This window comes from Serratia sp. TSA_130.1, assembly GCF_052691795.1.
Genome location: NZ_JBQZFS010000001.1, coordinates 808,387 through 827,672, shown reverse-complemented (window position 1 = coordinate 827,672; position 19,286 = coordinate 808,387). Strand labels below are relative to the sequence as shown.

16 protein-coding genes are annotated in these 19,286 nt (G+C 62.9%); 10 read left to right on the top strand and 6 right to left on the bottom strand.

Going from position 1 to position 19,286, the window contains the following annotated elements; translation table 11 throughout:
- Positions 1-8: 8 nt before the first annotated feature.
- Genes livM through ACUTQY_RS03825 form a run of 3 tightly spaced genes read left to right on the top strand, consistent with a single transcriptional unit; the run spans position 9 to position 2,880 of the window.
- The gene (gene livM / locus ACUTQY_RS03835; RefSeq protein WP_046687441.1) at positions 9-1,295 is read left to right on the top strand and encodes a high-affinity branched-chain amino acid ABC transporter permease LivM; all 1,287 of its coding nucleotides are present in this window, start codon (positions 9-11) and stop codon (positions 1,293-1,295) included.
- Positions 1,292-2,167 carry an ABC transporter ATP-binding protein gene (locus ACUTQY_RS03830; RefSeq protein ID WP_033651873.1) on the top strand — a complete coding sequence of 292 codons (876 nt, stop codon included), beginning with the start codon at positions 1,292-1,294 and terminating at the stop codon, positions 2,165-2,167. Before livM ends, ACUTQY_RS03830 begins: the two co-directional genes overlap by 4 nt.
- Positions 2,164-2,880 carry an ABC transporter ATP-binding protein gene (locus tag ACUTQY_RS03825; protein ID WP_033651872.1) on the top strand — a complete coding sequence of 239 codons (717 nt, stop codon included), beginning with the start codon at positions 2,164-2,166 and terminating at the stop codon, positions 2,878-2,880. The genes ACUTQY_RS03830 and ACUTQY_RS03825 overlap by 4 nt, the downstream gene beginning before the upstream one ends.
- A 29-nt stretch (positions 2,881-2,909) precedes the next feature.
- On the opposite strand, the gene ACUTQY_RS03820 is transcribed toward ACUTQY_RS03825, so the two are convergent.
- The gene (locus tag ACUTQY_RS03820) at positions 2,910-3,329 is read right to left on the bottom strand and encodes a winged helix-turn-helix transcriptional regulator (protein ID WP_042785014.1); all 420 of its coding nucleotides are present in this window, start codon (positions 3,327-3,329) and stop codon (positions 2,910-2,912) included.
- Between the two features lie 86 nt (positions 3,330-3,415).
- Here ACUTQY_RS03820 and ACUTQY_RS03815 point away from each other — a divergent pair, with 86 nt between their 5' ends.
- On the top strand, positions 3,416-4,348 hold the full coding sequence (locus tag ACUTQY_RS03815) for an aromatic alcohol reductase (protein WP_046687440.1): 933 nt from the start codon (positions 3,416-3,418) through the stop codon (positions 4,346-4,348).
- 17 nt (positions 4,349-4,365) lie between these two features.
- On the opposite strand, the gene ACUTQY_RS03810 is transcribed toward ACUTQY_RS03815, so the two are convergent.
- Positions 4,366-5,052: an aspartyl/asparaginyl beta-hydroxylase domain-containing protein gene (locus ACUTQY_RS03810; RefSeq protein WP_046688516.1), complete on the bottom strand. Its 687-nt coding sequence runs from the start codon at positions 5,050-5,052 to the stop codon at positions 4,366-4,368.
- A gap of 260 nt (positions 5,053-5,312) precedes the next feature.
- On the opposite strand from ACUTQY_RS03810, the gene ACUTQY_RS03805 reads away from it, so the two are divergent.
- The 6 genes from ACUTQY_RS03805 to ACUTQY_RS03780 all read left to right on the top strand — a co-directional run bounded on the left by ACUTQY_RS03805 (position 5,313) and on the right by ACUTQY_RS03780 (position 12,187).
- On the top strand, positions 5,313-6,503 hold the full coding sequence (locus tag ACUTQY_RS03805) for a sugar transporter (protein WP_046687439.1): 1,191 nt from the start codon (positions 5,313-5,315) through the stop codon (positions 6,501-6,503).
- Positions 6,504-6,677: 174 nt separating this feature from the next.
- The gene (locus tag ACUTQY_RS03800; RefSeq protein ID WP_170852885.1) at positions 6,678-8,072 is read left to right on the top strand and encodes an MFS transporter; all 1,395 of its coding nucleotides are present in this window, start codon (positions 6,678-6,680) and stop codon (positions 8,070-8,072) included.
- A gap of 142 nt (positions 8,073-8,214) precedes the next feature.
- On the top strand, positions 8,215-9,045 hold the full coding sequence (locus ACUTQY_RS03795; protein ID WP_033651868.1) for an alpha/beta fold hydrolase: 831 nt from the start codon (positions 8,215-8,217) through the stop codon (positions 9,043-9,045).
- 9 nt (positions 9,046-9,054) lie between these two features.
- Positions 9,055-9,435: a DoxX family protein gene (locus tag ACUTQY_RS03790; RefSeq protein WP_046687437.1), complete on the top strand. Its 381-nt coding sequence runs from the start codon at positions 9,055-9,057 to the stop codon at positions 9,433-9,435.
- On the top strand, positions 9,428-11,038 hold the full coding sequence (locus ACUTQY_RS03785; protein WP_128868526.1) for an MFS transporter: 1,611 nt from the start codon (positions 9,428-9,430) through the stop codon (positions 11,036-11,038). Before ACUTQY_RS03790 ends, ACUTQY_RS03785 begins: the two co-directional genes overlap by 8 nt.
- A gap of 96 nt (positions 11,039-11,134) precedes the next feature.
- A complete protein-coding gene (locus ACUTQY_RS03780; protein WP_046687435.1) occupies positions 11,135-12,187 on the top strand; it encodes an NAD(P)H-dependent flavin oxidoreductase in 1,053 nt (350 codons plus the stop codon).
- Between the two features lie 104 nt (positions 12,188-12,291).
- Here ACUTQY_RS03780 and ACUTQY_RS03775 read toward each other — a convergent pair whose 3' ends face one another.
- From ACUTQY_RS03775 to katG, 4 genes are all read right to left on the bottom strand, one after another.
- Positions 12,292-13,674, bottom strand: a complete 1,383-nt coding sequence (locus ACUTQY_RS03775; protein WP_046687434.1) for a serralysin family metalloprotease — start codon at positions 13,672-13,674, stop codon at positions 12,292-12,294.
- 502 nt (positions 13,675-14,176) lie between these two features.
- The gene (locus ACUTQY_RS03770; RefSeq protein WP_046687433.1) at positions 14,177-15,466 is read right to left on the bottom strand and encodes an alginate export family protein; all 1,290 of its coding nucleotides are present in this window, start codon (positions 15,464-15,466) and stop codon (positions 14,177-14,179) included.
- 41 nt (positions 15,467-15,507) lie between these two features.
- Positions 15,508-16,407, bottom strand: a complete 900-nt coding sequence (locus tag ACUTQY_RS03765; RefSeq protein WP_046688515.1) for a glyoxalase/bleomycin resistance/dioxygenase family protein — start codon at positions 16,405-16,407, stop codon at positions 15,508-15,510.
- A 524-nt stretch (positions 16,408-16,931) separates the two neighbouring features.
- Positions 16,932-19,127 carry a catalase/peroxidase HPI gene (gene katG, locus ACUTQY_RS03760; RefSeq protein ID WP_046687432.1) on the bottom strand — a complete coding sequence of 732 codons (2,196 nt, stop codon included), beginning with the start codon at positions 19,125-19,127 and terminating at the stop codon, positions 16,932-16,934.
- Between the last annotated feature and the right edge of the window lie 159 nt (positions 19,128-19,286).

Below are 19,286 nucleotides of genomic sequence, written 5' to 3'. Positions count from 1 at the left end.
AGAACGCCATGTCGCAATCCGTAATCAACGGCGGGCTGAACGTCAAACGCAGCCTGCTGGATGCCGTTTTGGCCGGGCTGATCGCCCTGATCGTGTTCGGGCCGATCGTCGGCATCGTGCTGAACGGCTACAGCTTTAACTTCGAGCCGCACCGGCTGGTGTGGATCATCGTCGCGGTGATGGCCGGGCGGCTGCTGCTGAGCCTGTTCCTGCAAACCGCGCCGGGCCGCAAGGTGCTGGCGCGCTTCGACGGCGGCAACGACGGCGTGTACGTACGTCCGCTGGGCTATAAATCCAATCTGCGCTGGTTCCTGCCGCTGATGGCGGCGATCGCGCTGCTGTTCCCGTTCGTCGCCACCAAATACCTGCTGACGGTGGCGATCCTCGGCCTGATCTACGTGCTGCTCGGACTGGGGCTGAACATTGTGGTCGGGTTGGCGGGGCTGCTCGATCTGGGGTACGTGGCGTTTTACGCCATCGGCGCCTACGGGCTGGCGTTGGGCTACCAGTATCTCGGGCTCGGTTTTTGGGCGATGCTGCCGCTCGGGGCGCTGATGGCGGCGTTGGCAGGCGCGCTGCTGGGCTTTCCGGTGCTGCGCATGCACGGCGACTATCTCGCCATCGTCACGCTCGGGTTCGGCGAGATCATCCGGCTGGTGCTGAACAACTGGATGTCGCTCACCGGCGGGCCGAACGGCATTTCGGTGCCGGCGCCGACAGTGTTCGGCCTGGAGTTCGGCCGGCGCGCTAAAGACGGCGGGGTGCCGATCCACGAGTTTCTCGGCATCGATTACAATCCTAATCTCAAGTTCATCTTCATCTACGCGATGCTGTTTTTGGTGGTGCTGCTGGTGCTGTACATCAAGCACCGGCTGACGCGCATGCCGATCGGCCGCGCCTGGGAGGCGCTGCGCGAGGACGAGATCGCCTGCCGCTCCCTCGGGCTGAACCACGTGCAGGTGAAGCTGTCGGCGTTTATGCTGGGCGCCTCCACCGCCGGGCTGGCGGGGGTGTTTTTCGCCACTTACCAGGGGTTCGTCAACCCGACTTCGTTCACCTTCTTCGAGTCGGCTCTGATCCTGGCGATCGTGGTGCTGGGCGGCATGGGCTCCACCCTCGGCGTGGTGCTGGCGGCCTTTGTGCTGACGGTGGCGCCGGAGCTGCTGCGCAGCTTCGCTGAATACCGGGTGCTGCTGTTTGGCGTGCTGATGGTGGCGATGATGATCTGGCGGCCGCGCGGGCTGGTGCGCATCAGCCGCGCCAGCTTTGCGGAACGCAAGGGGGTGGCGCCATGAGCGACGCCATTTTGCGGGTGGAACACCTGATGATGCGCTTTGGCGGCATCAAGGCGCTGAACGACGTCAATCTGGAGGTGGAGCGCGGTTCCATCACCGCCCTGATCGGCCCCAACGGCGCTGGCAAGACAACGGTGTTCAACTGCCTGACCGGTTTCTATCGCGCCACCGGCGGCGCGATCCTGCTCAATACCCACAAGCGGCCGACCGATGTGATCCAGGTGCTGGGGCAGAAGTTCCGCGCCGGCGACTGGATACGCCCGAAGCGGCTCGGTTCGCGCCTCTATTACAAGATGTTCGGCGGCACCCACCTGGTCAACCGCGCCGGGCTGGCGCGCACCTTCCAGAATATCCGCCTGTTCCGCGAAATGTCGGTGGTGGAGAACCTGCTGGTGGCGCAGCACATGCAGAGCAACCGCAATCTGATCGCCGGGGTGCTGAATACGCCGGGCTACCGCCGGGCGGAAAGCGCCGCGCTCGATCACGCCTTCTACTGGCTGGAGGTGGTGGATCTGGCGGACTGCGCCAACCGGCTGGCGGGGGAGATGTCCTACGGCCAGCAGCGGCGGCTGGAGATCGCGCGCGCCATGTGCACCGCGCCGGAGATGATCTGCCTCGACGAACCGGCCGCCGGGCTGAACCCGGTGGAGACGGCCGCGCTGAGCCGCATCATCCGCTTCCTGCGCCGGGATCACGGCATCACGGTGCTGCTGATCGAGCATGACATGGGCATGGTAATGGAGATCTCCGATCGGGTGATCGTGCTCGATCACGGCGATGTGATCGCCCGCGGCACGCCGCAAGAGATTCAGCACAACGAGGCGGTGATCGCCGCTTACCTGGGCGCGGACGAAGAGGAGCTGGCGGGATGAGCGAAGCGATGTTGGAATTTCGCGAGGTCGATGTGTTTTACGGGCCGATCCAGGCGCTGCGCCAGGTGTCGCTGCAGGTGAACGCCGGGGAGACGGTGGCGCTGATCGGCGCCAACGGCGCGGGCAAGTCCACGCTGTTGATGTCGATCTTCGGTCAGCCGCGTATCGCCGGCGGGCAGATCCTGTTTCGCGGCGAGGACATCAGCCGCCGCTCCACGCACTTTGTTGCCAGCAGCGGCATCGCGCAGGCGCCGGAGGGGCGGCGCATCTTTCCGGACATGAGCGTGGAGGAGAACCTGCTGATGGGCACCATCACCGTCGGCAATCGCTACCTGGAAGAGGATTTGCCGCGCATGTTCGAGCTGTTTCCGCGCCTGAAAGAGCGGCGCAACCAGCGGGCGATGACCATGTCCGGCGGCGAACAGCAGATGCTGGCGATCGCCCGCGCGCTGATGAGCCGGCCGAAGCTGTTGCTGCTGGACGAGCCGAGCCTGGGGCTGGCGCCGATCGTGGTGCGGCAGATCTTCGGGGTGCTGCGCGAACTGACCCGCAGCGGCATGACGCTGTTTCTGGTGGAGCAGAACGCCAACCATGCGCTGAAACTGTCCGATCGCGGCTATGTGATGGTCAACGGCCAGATCCGCCTCACCGGCAGCGGGGAAGAACTGTTGAACGATCCGCAGGTGAGAAAGGCGTATCTGGGCGGCGGCTGACAGCCGCCTGCGGGCAGGGAAGCCCGCGTTCATTTTTCGGCGTCGCGCTCTTGGCCATCGTAGTGCGAGCGGGCTGCCCTGAAGGCGTCGGCGGAGGAGATAATCCACGACCAGAGCGGCAGCATGTTGAGCAGCATTTCTTCCCCGGCCTCGGTGATGGTGTAAACCACGCGGGGCAGTTTTTCCTGATAATCGCAGCGCGATATCAACCCATCCCGCTCGAGATGGCGCAGCGTCCGCGTCAGCATTCTCTGCGTCACGCCCGCTAATTGGCGGCCTAGTTCGCCGTGGCGCAGCGGCCCGTGGGTGCCCAGGAGATGCAATACGCCCAGCGACCAACGGTTGCCCGCATGCGCGAGGATCTCGCGCTTCAACCCTTCATCGTCGTTGCTCAATGCTTCACAGAACGCTTGCGAAAATTGCAGCAGCGCTTCCCGATCGCTCGTCATATTCCTCCCCGGTATCACGCGTGTACCTAATTGAACCCGTTTTTGTCAGCTGTCAGGATGACGCAGTGTCAAGACAGGAGGCAAGCATGAAATCCACAAATCCATCCATCAATACCGTGCTCATACTCGGCGCCGGCGAACTGGGGCTGCCGGTACTGCGAGCGATGAGCCGGCAGGCTCGGTTATCTCCATCTTTAAAAATCAGCGTACTGCTCCGGCCGGAGGCCGCCCGCGCCGTCAGCGGCCCGCTCCGGGCGCGGCGGGATGAACTGGCGCGGCTCGGGATCGCCGTGGTGGAAGGCGATCTGCAGCAAAGCGGTGTGGAGGCGCTGAGCGTGCTGCTGCGCGGCTTTGATGCGGTAATCAACTGCAGCGGCTTCGTCGGCGGGGCGGGCACGCAGATAAAGATCACCCAGGCCGTTTTGCAGGCCGGCGTGGCGCGCTACTTCCCGTGGCAGTTCGGCGTGGACTACGATGTCGTCGGTAAAGGCAGCGGGCAGCCGGTGTGGGATGAACAGCTTGAGGTGCGTCACCTGCTGCGCGCGCAGAGCGCAACGGAGTGGGTGATTGTTTCCACGGGCATTTTCACCAGCTACCTGTTTGACTCGGTTTTTGGCGTGGTGGATGCGGAACGCAAAACCGTGCGCGCGCTGGGTGACTGGCAGTATGCGGTGACGCTGACCACTCCCGAGGACATTGGCCGGCTGACGGCCGCGATTTTTTTCCATCGGCCCGCGTTTCGCAACCAGGTGGTCTATATCGCCGGGGATACGCTGACCTACCGTGAGCTTGCCGATCTTATGCAGGCGCACTGGGGCGTGGAGGTCAACAGAGTCCTGTTGGACAAAGAGCGGCTGCAGGCGGAGGTGCGGAATCATCCGCATGACGTCGGCGCGAAATACCGGTTGGCTTTCGCCCGACCCGACGGCGTGGCCTGGGATAAGGCGAACACCTTCAATGCGCGCCAGGGCATGGCCGCCACCACCGCCGGCCAGTGGCTGGCTTCTCAGGGTGGTTAATCGCCTGTGCGCCGCAGTCAGAACTGGCGCTGCATCCAGCGCACGTTCAGCCGCACCAGCGCGATGATGGCTCTGGAGAGCAGCCGCAGCCCGCCGGGCATGTCGCGGCGGCGAATGTCCAGCAGCAGCACGGTGCGCACCTGCGGGCTGTCGTTCCATACCTCGTGCTCGAAGGTATCGTCCCACAGCATGAACTCCCCTTCGCGCAGCCGGTATTCGCGGCCATCCACCTTCAGCACCGCCGCCGGCGCGCCGTCGGCGCGTTTGGGCATGTCCAGCACCAGATAGCCGCGCAGAATGCCGCGGAACGGGCCGCGATGGGGCGGCACCTGTTTGCCGGGCGCCAGGAAGGAGAGCGACGCGGACAGCACGTCCGGCGAGGAGGCGATCAGCGCCGCCAGCGTCGGGCAGCGTGCCAGGTTGCGGGGGATGGGCTGGCCATAGGCCTTCATGATGAACATGCGCCAGTCGCGCGCGTCGTTGGCGGAGATGGACGCCTGCTGGCTCATGATCTCGTGGAAGCGCGGGATATTGTGCAGATCGTGGGCGACCGTCAGCGCCTCTTCGCGGATCTGCCGCCATTGGGCGGTAAAGCGTTCGGCGTCGGGGAAGAGGGCCGCGCTGTCGAGCACCGGCTGGCCCTGGATGCGGCGATCGTAAACATTGCGCAGGGCAAGTACGGACCAATCATAAATCGCGGACATCATAATGACCTCGCCTCAGGAAACGCCAAAGGGACACTGCGCGGGTCTTCGGCGCGGCGCGTGGACGGCCGGGGAAGAGCGGCAGGAAAAATTGGTACGCTTCAATAGATTAGCACAGCATTTTGGCAACCGTGCGTCGGTGAGCGTGTCGATGGGCGGTGAAAAAAACCACACAATTAAAATGTGACGCGTATCGCATTTAGCGGGCCGGTTGGTTAAAATATCGCGACTTGCCCGCACCTGTCCGGATTTTTTTTACCATGGAACACGCTCCCGTTTCCCGCTCAACCGCCTGGTTGCGCGTGGTCATCCTCGCCGTCTCGGCCTTTATATTCAACACCACCGAGTTTATTCCGGTCGGTCTGCTGAGCGATATCGCCGCCAGCTTTTCGATGCAAACCGAACAGGTCGGCTTGATCATTACCATTTACGCCTGGATCGTCGCCGCCGCCTCGCTGGCGTGCATGCTGCTGACCAGCAAGATCGAGCGCCGCAAACTGTTGATCGGCGTGTTCATGCTGTTTATCGCCAGCCACATACTGACCGCCGTGGCCTGGAACTTTACCACGCTGGTTATCTCGCGCGCCGGCGTGGCGCTGGCGCACTCGGTGTTCTGGTCGATCACCGCCTCGCTGGCGATCCGCGTGGCGCCGCCGGGCAAGAAAGCCCAGGCGCTGAGCCTGCTGGCGGGCGGCACCGCGCTGGCGATGGTGCTCGGGTTGCCGCTCGGGCGGGTGGTGGGGCAGTTGCTCGGCTGGCGCATGACCTTTATCGGCATCGCGGTGTGCGCCACCCTGGCGCTGGTGCTGCTGTGGCGCCTGTTGCCGGTGCTGAAAAGCGAGCACTCCGGTTCGCTGGCCAGCGTGCCGCTGCTGTTCAAGCGCCCGGCGCTGATGGCGCTTTACATGCTGACCATCATTGTGGTGACGGCGCACTTCACCGCCTACAGCTACATCGAGCCGTTTATCCAGACCGTGGCCGGGCTGTCGGAGAACTTCACCACGCTGATGCTGTTGCTGTTCGGCGCCGCCGGCATCGTCGGCAGCCTGCTGTTCAGCCGCTACAGCGAGCGTTTTCCTTCCGGCTTCTTTATCGGCGCCATTACGCTGCTGGCCTTGAGCCTGCTGCTGCTGTTGCCGGCCGCCGGCAGCGAAAGCCATCTGACGGTGCTGTGCATCTTTTGGGGCATGGCGATCATGGCGATCGGCCTGTCGATGCAGGCCAGGGTTTTGAGCCTGGCGCCGGACGCCACCGACGTGGCGATGGCGATCTTCTCCGGCCTGTACAACTTCGGCATCGGCAGCGGCGCGCTGCTGGGCAATCAGGTGAGCCTGCATCTGGGCATGGGCAACATCGGCTTCGTCGCCGCGCCGCTGGCGCTGATCGCCCTCGGCTGGTGCTTGCTGAGCGCCTACCGCAGCGAACGGCTGCAGCACCACCACAGCCGTTAACCTGCCGATTCGGGATGCCGCTGCGGCATCCCGCGCTACATTTTCCTGCTATAAAACAGGCTGCTGCAGCGTTTTATGCTTAACTTTTTTTCATAGTCTGCTAATTAAAAATTTAACTCCGACGCCGCTTCGCTAGCATAGAAAGTCATCAAAAATGTTAATGCGAGGTTAACGGTGAGTGACTCTGTAGCGGCGTCGCCGATCCATGCGCGGGATTTGGCGGCCAGAATCGACGCCTTGCCCGCGTCGGCCGGCCTGTGGCGCTTTATCATTCTGCTGTCGCTGGGCGGCTTTTTCGAACTCTACGATCTGTTCCAGACCGGCTATATCAGCACCGGCCTTATCGCCGACGGCATTTTCCACACCGGCGCGCAGGGCGTCTTCGGCGTGTCGGATCAGGCGGCCTTCGCCTCCGCCACCTTTCTCGGCCTGTTCGTCGGCGCCAGCCTGCTGAGCCCGTACGCCGATCGCTTCGGCCGGCGCGCCACCTTCATGTTCGCCCTGATCTGGTATGGCGCCTTCTCGCTGCTGCTGGCGTTTCAACAGCAGGCGGAGTGGGTGATCTTTCTGCGCTTTCTGGTGGGCGTCGGGCTCGGCATTGAGCTGGTGACCATCGATACCTACCTGACGGAGTGGGTGCCCGCGCATCTGCGCACCCGGGCTTTCGCCTTCGCGTTCTTCGTGCAGTTCCTGTCGGTGCCGGCGGTGGCGCTGATGTCCTGGTGGCTGGTGCCGCAGACGATTTGGGGCCTGAGCGGCTGGCGCTACGTGGTGATCGCCGGCGCGCTGGCTTCGCTGGTGATTTGGCTGGTGCGCAAGGGGCTGCCGGAGTCGCCGCGCTGGCTGGTGCAGCAGCGGCGCTATGCGCAGGCCCGGCAGGTGATGCGGGATATGGAGCGGCGCTGCGGCGTGGCAGCCACGGACTTCCCGTCGCGCCCGGTTGACGATGCCGAGGGCGCGCCGCTGCGCGGCCGCTTTCGCGATATCTGGGCGCCGCAGTATCGCGATCGCACGCTGATGCTGGTGGTGATGAATTTCTTTCAGGCCATCGGCTTCTTCGGCTTCGGCAACTGGCTGCCAGCGCTGCTGTCGGGCAAGGGCGCTTCGGTCACCCACAGCCTGCTGTACGCTTTCTTCATCACGCTGGCCTACCCGCTGGGCTCGCTGCTGTGCAGCTTCTACGCCGACAAGATGGAGAATAAGTGGCAGATCGTGTTGTCTTGCCTGGTGACGGTGATCTTCGGCTCGCTGTTCGCGCTGCAGAACAACCCGCTGTGGCTGATCCTGTGCGGCTTCTTCATCACCTGGTCCAACGCCTGGCTGACCTACAGCTACCACTCCTATCAATCCGAGATCTTCCCGACCCACATCCGCGCCCGCGCCGTCGGTTTCTGTTACTCCTTCAGCCGGCTGTCGACGGTGTTCAGCAGCATCATTATCGGCATTATCTTGCAGTACGGCGGTTCGCTGGGGGTGATCGCGTTTATCGTCGCCAGCATGCTGATCGTGATGCTGGTGATCGGGCTGTTCGGCCCGAAAACGCGCGGCATCGATCTGGAAAACATCTGACGTTTTGCGCCGGCGGCGACGCCGGCCTCTTCAGCAAAAAAACTCGCGATCATGCGAAAATTATTCCGTTATCACTGCCTTTGCGCCTGCCGTACTGTTAACCCGTCCAAAATCCAATTCGATACCGAGCGGGGAACACGTCATGAGCACTCTTACCGCGCCCGATGGCGCACGCATTTTCTATAAGGATTGGGGCCGCGGCCAGCCGATCCTGTTCTCGCACGGTTGGCCGCTGTCCGCCGATGCCTGGGACAACCAGATGCTGTTTTTCGGCCAGAGCGGGTTCCGCGTGATCGCCCACGATCGCCGCGGCCACGGCCGTTCTGATCAAACCTGGCACGGCAACGACATCAACCAATACGCCGACGATCTGGCCCTGCTGATCGAAACGCTGGATCTGCGCGATCTGATCCTGGTCGGCCATTCCACCGGCGGCGGCGAAGTGGCGCGCTACATCGGCCGTCACGGCAGCGATCGGGTGGCGAAGGTGGTGCTGGTCGGCGCCGTACCGCCGCTGATGCTGCAGACGCCGGTCAACCCAGAGGGCACGCCGATGGCGGCGTTCGACGGCATTCGCAGCGGCGTGGCGGGCAACCGCTCGCAGTTCTTCAAAGAGCTGGCGGTGCCGTTCTATGGCTTCCAGTGCGACGAGGTGGAGAGCAACGCGGGGCTGATCGACAGCTTCTGGCTGATGGGCATGCAGGGCGGCGTGAAAGGGCAGTACGACTGCGTACGCGCGTTCTCCGAAGTGGATTACACCGCCGATCTGCTGGCGATCGACAAGCCGACGCTGCTGGTGCACGGCGACGCCGATCAGATCGTGCCGATCGGCGCCTCGGCGCTGAAAGCCGCTAAGCTTATGCAACAGGCGGAGCTGAATGTTTACGCCGGCGGCTCTCACGGTTTGGCGCAGGCCGATCCCGATCGCTTCAACGCCGATCTGCTGGCCTTCATCCAGAATTCGCCGTTTTAAGGAGGCGCGATGAACCTGACTGTTATCGCCGCCCGCTGCGCGCAGCGGCTGCACGCGCCTGCGGTGCGCTGGGTGCTGCTGCTCGCGATCTGCGCCGCCTATATTCAGGGCGGGTTGGTCAAGGCGCTGAACGTTGAGGGCGCCATCGCCGAGATGACCCACTTCGGCCTGCAGCCGGCGGCGCTGATCCTGAGCGGTTTTTATCGCTGGCTCGGCGCGTTGGTGCTGGCCGGTTTTACCCTGATGGCGACGCTGATGGCCAATCCGTTCTGGCAGTTCGACGGGGCGGAGCGCGGCCAGATGATGAACGGATTTTTTGAACACCTCGGGCTGGCCGGCGCGCTGTTGCTGGTGGCATTTAACGATTTGAAGGAGCGAACGGATGGCTGAACAGACGGAAAACAAGGCGGCGGCGGGCGGCTTCGCGCCGCTGAAAATTCCATTATTTGCGGTGCTGTGGGGCGCCACGGTGCTCGGCAACGTCGGCAGTTTTATGCGCGACGTCGCCAGCTCGTGGCTGATCACCGACCTGTCGAGCAACCCTTCGGCGGTGGCGTTGATGCAAACCGCCGCCACGCTGCCGGTGTTCCTGCTGGCCATCCCGGCCGGGGTGCTGTCGGACATTCTCGATCGGCGACGCTTTCTGATCTTCGTGCAAATTCTGCTGGCCTGCGTCAGCGGCAGCCTGTTGCTGCTGTCGCAGACCGGCGCGCTGACGGTGGAATACCTGCTGGCGCTGACCTTCGTCGGCGGCATCGGCGCGGCGCTGATGGGGCCGACCTGGCAGGCGATCGTGCCGGAGCTGGTGCCGCGCGGCGAGCTGAAAAACGCCGTGGCGCTGAACTCGCTGGGCATCAACATCGCCCGCTCCATCGGCCCGGCGGCCGGCGGTTTGCTGCTGGCCAGCTTCGGCGCCGGCGCGGCCTACGGCGCGGACGTGATGAGCTATGTGCTGGTGATCGCGGCGCTGCTGTGGTGGAAGCGGCCGAAGGTTGAGGACAGCGGCCTGTCGGAACACTTCTTCGGCGCCTTCCGCGCCGGGCTGCGCTATGCCCGTTCCAGCCGCGAGCTGCACGTGGTGCTGCTGCGGGCGGCGGTGTTCTTCGCCTTCTCCAGCTCGGTTTGGGCGCTGCTGCCGCTGGTGGCGCGCCGCATGCTGGGCGGCAGCGCCGGTTTTTACGGCGTCCTGCTGGGGGCGGTGGGCGCCGGGGCGATCCTCGGGGCGATCGTGCTGCCGCGCCTGCGCCAGCGGCTGAACGCCGACGGGCTGGTGTTGCTGGCGGCGGTGCTGACGGCGGCGGTAATGGCGGCCCTGTCGCTGGCGCCGCCGCAGTGGCTGGCGGTGGTGCTGCTGTTGGTGCTGGGCGCCGGCTGGATCATTGCGCTGACCACGCTCAACGGCGCGGCGCAGGGCGTGCTGCCTAACTGGGTGCGCGGCCGCGGCCTGGCCATCTATCTGATGGTGTTCAACGGCGCGATGGCGGCGGGCAGCCTGTTGTGGGGGCTGGTGGCGCAGGAGCTGGGCGTGGCCGCCACGCTGCTGGTCGGCGGCGTCGGCCTGTTGGCGGCGGGGCTGCTGTTCCACCGCCTGCGTCTGCCGACCGGCGAGGCCGATCTGCAGCCGTCGAACCATTGGCCGGAGCCGTTGGTTAACACGCCGGTCGAGAACGATCGCGGCCCGGTGATGATTCAGGTGGAGTACCGCATTCGCGAGCAGGATCGGCCGCAGTTCTTGCGCACGCTGCTGATGCTGGAGCGGGCGCGTCGCCGCGATGGCGCTTACGCCTGGGGCATCACCGAGCACACCGGCGATCCGGAATGCATCATGGAGTGGTTCCTGGTGGAATCCTGGGCGGAGCATCTGCGGCAGCACCAGCGGGTATCGCACGCCGATGCCGATCTGCAGCAGGAGGCGCTGCGCTTCCATATCGGCCCTGAGAAACCGGTGGTGCATCACTTCCTGTCGCTCGACCGGCGTCAGGTGAAGCATTAACTGCACGGCCAGGCGGTGAGAAGGTGCTATGCTTTTGGTCGGTTCGGCGGCGCGGCCGCCGTAAGACGAATGTAGTCAGCACAGGGAGACATATTGATGACGGCACCTTCTGCTTTTGCCCGCGAGCTTGGGCTGCGCTATCCGATCGTTCAGGGGCCGATGAACGGCGCGTCGCCGCCGGCGCTGGCGGTGGCGGTGAGCAACGCCGGGGCGCTGGGATCGTGCGCGGCGGCGCTGTTTTCCCCGGCGGTGATCCTCGAGCGCGTGCAGCAGATCCGCGCGCAGACCGCCGCGCCGTTCAACATCAATCTGTTTCTGCTCGATGAGCAGCACCCGGATCTCGCCGAGCTCAAGCGCGCCCAGCACCTGCTGCGGCCGTTCCGCGAAGCGCTGGGGCTGAGTGAACCGCCCATGCCGACCCAATTCGCCGAAAACAACCGCGACCAGATCGCGGCCCTGCTGGAGGCTGCACCGCCGGTGGTCAGCTTCACCTTCGGCGTGCTGCCGCGCGCGACGGTCACGCAGTTCAAGAAGGCCGGTTCGCGGGTGATCGGCACCGCCACCACGGTGGCGGAAGCCCGCGCCTGGGAAGAGGCGGGCGCCGACTTCGTCTGCGTCTCGAGCGCGGAGGCGGGCGGCCACCGCCCGACCTTCCTTGGCGATATCGAACAGTCCTGCGTCGGCCTGATGGCCCTGCTGCCGCAGGTGGTGGCGGCGGTGAAGATCCCGGCGATTGCCGCAGGCGGCATCATGAACGGGCGCGGCATCGCGGCGGCACAATTGCTGGGCGCGCAGGCGGCGCAGCTGGGCACCGCATTCCTGTGCAGCCCGGAGTCGGGCATCGCCGAAGCCTGGCGGGCGGCGCTGCGCAACGCTGGCGATGACAGCACGCGCCTGACGCGCGCCTTCAGCGGCCGCCCGGCGCGCGGCATCGTCAATGATTTCATGCGGCAGATGCGCGCGGAAGAGGAGCAGATCCTGCCTTATCCGGTGCAGAACGCGCTCACCGGCGATATCCGCCAGGCGGCGGCCAAGGCCGGGCGCGCGGAGTTTATGTCGCTGTGGGCCGGGCAGGGTGTCGGCCTGGCGCGGCCGATGCCGGCGGCGGAGCTGGTCGCCACCCTGGCGGCGGAGCTGGAAGCGGTGTGACCTCGTCTGCGCGATTTATTGCTGTGGCAATGTAAAAAGACGCCGGGTGAGGTCTGATAAGAGATGAACAGTCCGGCGTTCGCGCCGGACTGTTGGTTTCTTGGCTAGACGAGAATATCGGCGGAAGCGTCGACATGCCCAACGATTTTAACCAGAAAATCAGGCAATTGATTGCCGGAGAGATTGATGGCCAGATCGGTGACATTCTGCTGCGCGTCATAATTCAGCGCCGCTTCATATAACGAGCCGCTTAAATTATCCACGAAGTGCAACTCGCCCCCCTCGGCCTTAGCCGTCTGGTTGAGCCACGACAGGTCGATTTTATCCTCCGCGGTCTGGAAATCGCGGATCCAATCCGGCGCGGCGGCTTGGCTGTCGCCGGCTTCGCGGAAGACGAAGGTGTCCGCGCCTGCATTGCCCCAGAGCTGATCGGCGCCGCCGGCACCGTAAATGATGTCGTTGCCTGCACCGCCTTTTAACGTATTGTTCAGCGCGTTGCCCACAAGAATGTCGGCGCCGCTGCCGCCGATGATATTTTCAATCTGCGCGCCGTAGGCGATGGCGATATTCGCCTTCAAGCCGCCGACATCAGAGAATGCGCCTTCGTTAATGTTGATGCGCTGATCCTGGCTGTAGCCTGAAAAATCCAGCGTGTCATTGCCGCCGGCATCCCAGATAGCCGCCACGATTTTGTCCGTGGACGCCTTAACGCTCAAAAAGTCTCGGTCCGTATTCGAGTTGAAACCATAGGTGGTATCGCCGGTGCGCGTGGTGGTATTCGCGCCGTAAAGCTTCTGTATGGCGGTAATATCATCCAGCTGCGGCCCCGATGGCCAAACGCCTTTATAGTCAGCGCTGGTGTATTGTTCGTTAAAATAGCTCATCAAAGAATATTGATGGTCGTCTTCATAATACTTCGCCGAGTTGGCGTAGGTGGGGTAGGTGGCATTTGACGCATCATAATTGCCGGGATGAGAAAGCCCCAACGCATGCCCTATTTCATGGGTGAGTGTATCCCTGGCGTAATTATTGGTTTGCGGATTGGAGGCGTCGTAGCCGTTATTGCCGCTGATCCAAATGGTGCTTTTTAGATTGCTCTGCGTACTTTCATACGAGGTGTAATTGCCCCCGCTGGCCGCCTTATAAAAACCAAACTTTATATCTGCATTTTTCGCGTCGTTGCCTTTAACCTCGGTGAACGTGATGTTGGCCACATCCGACCAGGATTGTAATGAAAGCTTGGTTTGGGCTTGCTGGGCGGCGGTAAGCTGCGCGGCGCCCGTCTTGTCGCTGCCCGTATAGAGGGGGAAAGAGTAGGTCAAGGTAGCCGCATGGTCGGTCACGCCTTTGCCATTGGCGGAATAATGGCTCCTCAGCAGCAGATCTGAAACCTCTTGCGTGGTATATGACGGTTTACTGCTCCCCGCGTGATCGCCTCTTTCATAACGGGTTAAATAATCGGAAATTTTATCGGTCGCTAATGACATATCAAACTCCTTTGGACGTTGACAATATTGCACCTAACGCTCTATATGCTCGTACACAGGTTTGAAAATCAGGGGGTAATTAAAGTGATATCATTGGCTTGCCTCCTTGGTCCGGCTTGAATATTGCGTTCAAGCGGAATATATCCTTATCATTAATCACGGTGAGGAATTAATTGTGCACTGTGATTGAGTTAAAGCAGTATAAACACAATTATTTTATTAATTAGTTATTCTTATATGAATCTTTTACATAAGATATGAGTAAAAGACGTGTTTAAATAACTCGTTGGAATTAAATCTTTATTTAATATTTCTCTGTAATCGGCGCGCGGCGTTTGCGTCGCTGATTTATCTTTCTGCTTTTCCAGCTTTTTATCTGTGAAATGCGGTGAGTAGCCGCCATTGCCGTAACGCATAGAGGCGGCCGCACGCCGGCTGTCGTCATTAATCGGATACGGGATTATTGAGGGCGCCCGCGTACACCGATTAACTTGCCTGATACTTAAAAACTGTAGGTGCCCTGCGCCAGGACGAAGTTCATGTTTTTCAGCCCGGCATGGTGCTGCAGGCTGTTGCTGACGTCGAAGTAGACATAGGCCACCTTGAACTGAAGATCGCTTCTCGGCGTCCAGGTGGTTTCGACCTGGTACTGGTTGCCGATAAAGCGCGAGCCCTGCGCGCTGCCTTTCACCGGGCGCATCGGGCCGAGGTAGAAGGCATCCTCGCGGCGTTGCCGCCATAACGCGTCCCAGCTGAAGTCGATGGACAGAGTTTGCCACGGCGTGATCGTGACCGAAGGATGGATGGCGATCAGGTTCGCCGGCGCCACCAGCCCGTTCTCGGTCAGGTAGGGCAGCTTGGGGTACATGGCGTTAAAGGTATTGAGCTGCCCGTCGTGACCGTTTTTGTCGCCGCTGGCGATACCGATTTTGCCGCCAAAGCGCGGCCGCCAGCGCCAGTCGTTCGCCGTATAGCCGGCGTGCGCCGACGCCGACCAGGCGCGGATGTCGCGCTGTTCCGCGCTGCCGAACTGCCAGGCGGCCTCATTGTCCCAGTCGAAGCCCTGCGCCGCGCCGAAAATGCGCGCGCCGACGGTGTAGCGCCGCTCTTGCCCGCTGAGCTGCGCGTAGTGGGCGTCGTTATCTTCAAAGCCGAAGGTATAAAGATCGAGCGAGGAAGCCAGCGGCGTCAGCGGTGTGGTGCCGTACAGCCCCCATACCTTTTGGCTGTTGTCGGTATCGTCGTCGAAACTGCCGGTTTTGAGCGTAATGGGGTGGCCGATAAAGGCGTCGAGGCGGTTTTTGTCCTTGACCCAACTGGCGCGGATAGCGTCGAAGGAGCGGCGCACGTTGGGGCCGTCGCGGGTGCCCAGCAGGTGCAGCGAGCCCAGCGCAATCTCCTGGCGGCCGATCCGCAGGGTGCCGAGGCCGTAGGCGGTGGGCAGTTTCATATCCACATAGCCCTGGCCGAAGTAGGCATGATCTTCGTCGGTCGGCTTGCGCCCGCGGTCGCGCGGCGTGGCCAGCGACGATCCCACCTGCACATAGGCGCCGACATAGTCGCCGTAGTCGAGGCGCGCGCCAACCAGCAAGCGCTGCATGAAGGTGTCGTCGCGTCCGCCGTTCAGATCCCGCTGATCCGTCCATTCATAGCGCTCGCGCAGTGAACCGTCGAAAGACAACGTGGCCGCATCGCCCAACGGGATGTTTTTCCAGGGGGAAGCGGCGGGCTCCGCCGCCAGCGCGGGGAGCGTGGAGAACAGCAACAGTGCGGGTAGCGTGCGTTTCATCATGGATATCCGAAGAAAAAAGCGCGCCGCAGCGCGCCTTGGGTTTATTTAGCCGTCTGGTGAATTTCGGCGATATAGCCGCCGGGGAAGCTCACCAGCGCCGAGGCGCGGCGTTCCGCCGCCGTCGAATGCCACAGCACCTGCGCGCCGCTGGCCGTCGCTTTGGCCAGCGTGGCCGACAGATCGTCGACGCCATAGCCGGTGCGCTCATGGCCGAACGGATAAGGCAGATGCCCGTCGGTGACGAAAATGCGCGTTTTGCCGAAGCGGGAGTCCAGTTCGATCTGGCGGATCTTGCCGTTGCCGTTACGGCCGATCGCCGCATCGCTGACTTGCGCGTCGCTCGCCACCTTGGCGTGCGAGAATGCCCGATAGCTGTTAAGGAAGTCGTCGACGCGATAGGCGGAGAGGTACAGGCGGTTTTCCGGCACGCTCAGCAGCGGCTTGTAGTTGGGCGCTTTGGTGTGCCAATAAAGCTGCATGTTGACGCCGCCGGGCCACTGGATCACCGCGTCGCGGCCAATCGGATCGTCGAAGGGTTCGACCTGCACATCGGCGCCGGCGGCCTTGGCTTGCTGAATGGCGGCGTCCATATCCCTGACCAGAAAACCGTTGCGCTCAGCGCCAAACGGATGCGGGATCGGCGTTTTGAAATCGAACACCGAGAAGCTGCCGGCCGGCGTCAGTATCAGCTGGGAGTAGGTTTCGCTGGGCGTGGGCGTGACGTTGACCAGCACGCGTTCGGTGCTGGTGCCGCCGAAGGTTTTCAGGATGCTGTCGACAAAGGCATCCATCTTGCCGCGTTCGACGTAGACATGGGTGGTGTCATACTGCGGCCCCACGGCGACAGACGCCGTATCGGCCGCCCAAGACATCGCCGGGAGCAGCAGCGCAAGGGCCGATATCCTCAGCCGACGAGAAGAAATGCCGATAATATGTTGCATGTTGACCTCCAGGTAGCGGTTATTTTCCTGAGTGAAGCGTAATTTTCCATGAGCTTTCCCGTCGGCTGAAAAATAAAAACCAAAAGCGCAATGCGCGCCGTGAAACATTAACGAAGGGCGAACGTCAGGCGCCCAGGCGAATATCGCGCAGGTGCAGAACATCTATTTTTATGGCGTAAAACGATGGGGCGCCTTTGCCGGCCAAACCCGCTGCCGCTAAGGGACGGCGATGATGAGACCCGCCTCGCCGCGTGTTGAGGTGTATCGAGGATAATCCATAACGGTCATCTCCTTGATGGGATATATCGCATTAACGATGTGAGTTTACGCTCTTCATTGCCCTCTAAATATAAATACAGCATTAAAAGAATTGCCGCCCATCAAATTTTTATATGACTTGTTGAGTAAATACGAATAAGCGGGAAAAGAGAATATCGCGGCGCCTGACAGGGCTGACGGAGAGGGGGAGGCGGTGTTTATCTCGGGAGAGAAAACGGCCTGCCGAAGCAGGCCGTTGGAGGGCGTTACGCCAGATCGAAACGATCGAGGTTCATCACTTTGTTCCAGGCGGCGACGAAGTCGTGGGCGAACTTCTCTTGCCCGTCGGCGCTGCCGTAGACTTCGGCCAGCGCGCGCAGCTGCGCGTGCGAACCGAACACCAGATCGACGCGGGTGCCGGTCCATTTAACCGCGCCGCTGCGGCGATCGCGGCCTTCGAACAGGCCGTCTTCACCGACCGGGTGCCAGGTGGTGCCCATGTCGAGCAGGTTGACGAAGAAGTCGTTGGTCAGCGCCTGCGGGCGATGGGTGAACACGCCGTGCTGCGTGCCGCCGACGTTGGCGCCGAGCACGCGCAGCCCGCCGACCAGCACCGTCATTTCCGGCGCGGTCAGGGTCAACAGCTGCGCCTTGTCGACCAGCAGCGTTTCGGCCGGCACGCGATATTTGCCCTTCAGGAAGTTGCGGAAACCGTCGGCGAGCGGCTCCATCGCCTCGAAGGAGTCCACGTCGGTCTGTTCCTGCGAGGCGTCCATGCGGCCCGGGGCGAACGGCACCGTCAGGGTGAAACCGGCGTTCTTCGCCGCCTGTTCCACGCCCGCCGCGCCGGCCAGCACGATCAGGTCCGCCAGCGAGACGCGCTTGCCGCCGGTCTGTGCATCGTTGAAGGCGCGTTGGATGCTCTCCAGCTTGGCCAGCGTCGCGGCGAGCTGCGCAGGTTGGTTGACCGCCCAGTCCTTTTGCGGTGCCAGGCGAATGCGCGCGCCGTTGGCGCCGCCGCGCTTGTCTGAGCCGCGGAAGCTGGAAGCGGAAGCCCAGGCGGTGGAGACCAGCGCCGACACCGACAGGCCGGAAGCCAGCACGGCGTTTTTCAGCGCGGCGATGTCCTGCTCATCGATCAGCGGATGATCGACCGCCGGGATCGGATCCTGCCAAATCAACGTTTCCTGCGGTACTTCCGGGCCGAGGTAGCGCGCGCGCGGCCCCATGTCGCGGTGGGTCAGCTTGAACCAGGCGCGGGCGAAGGCGTCGGCCAGCTCCTCCGGGTGCTCATAGAAGCGGCGCGAAATCTTCTCGTAGGCCGGATCGAAGCGCAGCGACAGGTCGGTGGTCAGCATGGTTGGGCGGCGTTTTTTGTTGGGATCGAAGGCGTCGGGAATGGTTTCACCGATGTCTTTCGCCACCCACTGGTGCGCGCCGGCCGGGCTTTGGCTCAGCTCCCATTCGTATTCGAACAGGTGGCGGAAGAAGTCGTGGTTCCACTGGGTCGGGGTGGTGGTCCAGGTGACTTCCAGGCCGCTGGTGATGGCGTCTTTGCCGACGCCGGTGCCGAAGGTGCTGTGCCAGCCGAGGCCCTGCGCTTCCAGTCCGGCGGCTTCCGGATCGGCGCCGACGTGAGACGCCGGGCCGGCGCCGTGGGTCTTGCCGAAGGTGTGGCCGCCGGCGATCAGCGCCACGGTTTCTTCGTCGTTCATCGCCATGCGGGCGAAGGTTTCACGGATGTCGCGCGCGGCGGCCACCGGATCGGGATTGCCGTCCGGGCCTTCCGGGTTGACGTAAATCAGGCCCATCTGCACCGCCGCCAGCGGGTTTTCCAGATCGCGGTCGCCCGAGTAGCGGCTGTTCGGCCCGCCGCTCAGTTCCAGCCAGATCTTCTCAGAGCCCCAGTAGACGTCGTCCGGCTCCCAGGTGTCGGCGCGGCCGCCGGCGTAGCCGAAGGTTTTGAAGCCCATCGATTCCAGCGCCACGTTGCCGGTCAGGATAATCAGGTCGGCCCAGGAGATGTTGCGGCCGTATTTCTGCTTGATAGGCCACAGCAAACGGCGCGCCTTGTCGAGGCTGACGTTGTCCGGCCAGCTGTTGAGCGGGGCGAAGCGCTGCTGGCCTTCGCCTGCGCCGCCGCGGCCGTCGCCGATGCGGTAGGTGCCGGCGCTGTGCCAGGCCATGCGGATGAACAGGCCGCCGTAGTGGCCGAAGTCCGCCGGCCACCATTCCTGCGAGTCGGTCATCAGGGCGTGCAGATCCTGTTTGACCGCCGCCAGATCGAGGCTGTTGAAGGCATCGGCGTAGTTGAAGTCTTTATCCATCGGATCGGACAGGGGGGAGTGCTGGTGCAGCGGTTTCAGGCTGAGCTGATTAGGCCACCAATCCTGATTGGTGGGGCCGTTCTGCGGTGCGGGCTGCTTGCCGCCCGAAAACGGGCATTTGCTTTCAGTTGTCATAATGCGCTCTCTGCTTCCGTAAAGATGCTCCAGCCGCCGGGCGTGGAGCGGTTAACAAGGCATGCGGGTAAGGCTGCGTCGGGTGTTGCGCTAAATAACTGAACTCAATCGATTGACGTCACCCTCGCCGCCAACGGGCAAAGGGGGACATAGGGCTAA

Excerpts from the sequence above, each read along its gene's own strand:
- livM (WP_046687441.1), top strand. The coding sequence starts at position 9 with ATGTCGCAATCCGTAATCAACGGCGGGCTGAACGTCAAACGCAGCCTG.
- ACUTQY_RS03830 (WP_033651873.1), top strand. The coding sequence starts at position 1,292 with ATGAGCGACGCCATTTTGCGGGTGGAACACCTGATGATGCGCTTTGGC.
- ACUTQY_RS03825 (WP_033651872.1), top strand. The coding sequence starts at position 2,164 with ATGAGCGAAGCGATGTTGGAATTTCGCGAGGTCGATGTGTTTTACGGG.
- ACUTQY_RS03820 (WP_042785014.1), bottom strand. The coding sequence starts at position 3,329 with ATGACGAGCGATCGGGAAGCGCTGCTGCAATTTTCGCAAGCGTTCTGT.
- ACUTQY_RS03815 (WP_046687440.1), top strand. The coding sequence starts at position 3,416 with ATGAAATCCACAAATCCATCCATCAATACCGTGCTCATACTCGGCGCC.
- ACUTQY_RS03810 (WP_046688516.1), bottom strand. The coding sequence starts at position 5,052 with ATGTCCGCGATTTATGATTGGTCCGTACTTGCCCTGCGCAATGTTTAC.
- ACUTQY_RS03805 (WP_046687439.1), top strand. The coding sequence starts at position 5,313 with ATGGAACACGCTCCCGTTTCCCGCTCAACCGCCTGGTTGCGCGTGGTC.
- ACUTQY_RS03795 (WP_033651868.1), top strand. The coding sequence starts at position 8,215 with ATGAGCACTCTTACCGCGCCCGATGGCGCACGCATTTTCTATAAGGAT.
- ACUTQY_RS03790 (WP_046687437.1), top strand. The coding sequence starts at position 9,055 with ATGAACCTGACTGTTATCGCCGCCCGCTGCGCGCAGCGGCTGCACGCG.
- ACUTQY_RS03785 (WP_128868526.1), top strand. The coding sequence starts at position 9,428 with ATGGCTGAACAGACGGAAAACAAGGCGGCGGCGGGCGGCTTCGCGCCG.
- ACUTQY_RS03780 (WP_046687435.1), top strand. The coding sequence starts at position 11,135 with ATGACGGCACCTTCTGCTTTTGCCCGCGAGCTTGGGCTGCGCTATCCG.
- ACUTQY_RS03775 (WP_046687434.1), bottom strand. The coding sequence starts at position 13,674 with ATGTCATTAGCGACCGATAAAATTTCCGATTATTTAACCCGTTATGAA.
- ACUTQY_RS03770 (WP_046687433.1), bottom strand. The coding sequence starts at position 15,466 with ATGATGAAACGCACGCTACCCGCACTGTTGCTGTTCTCCACGCTCCCC.
- ACUTQY_RS03765 (WP_046688515.1), bottom strand. The coding sequence starts at position 16,407 with ATGCAACATATTATCGGCATTTCTTCTCGTCGGCTGAGGATATCGGCC.
- katG (WP_046687432.1), bottom strand. The coding sequence starts at position 19,127 with ATGACAACTGAAAGCAAATGCCCGTTTTCGGGCGGCAAGCAGCCCGCA.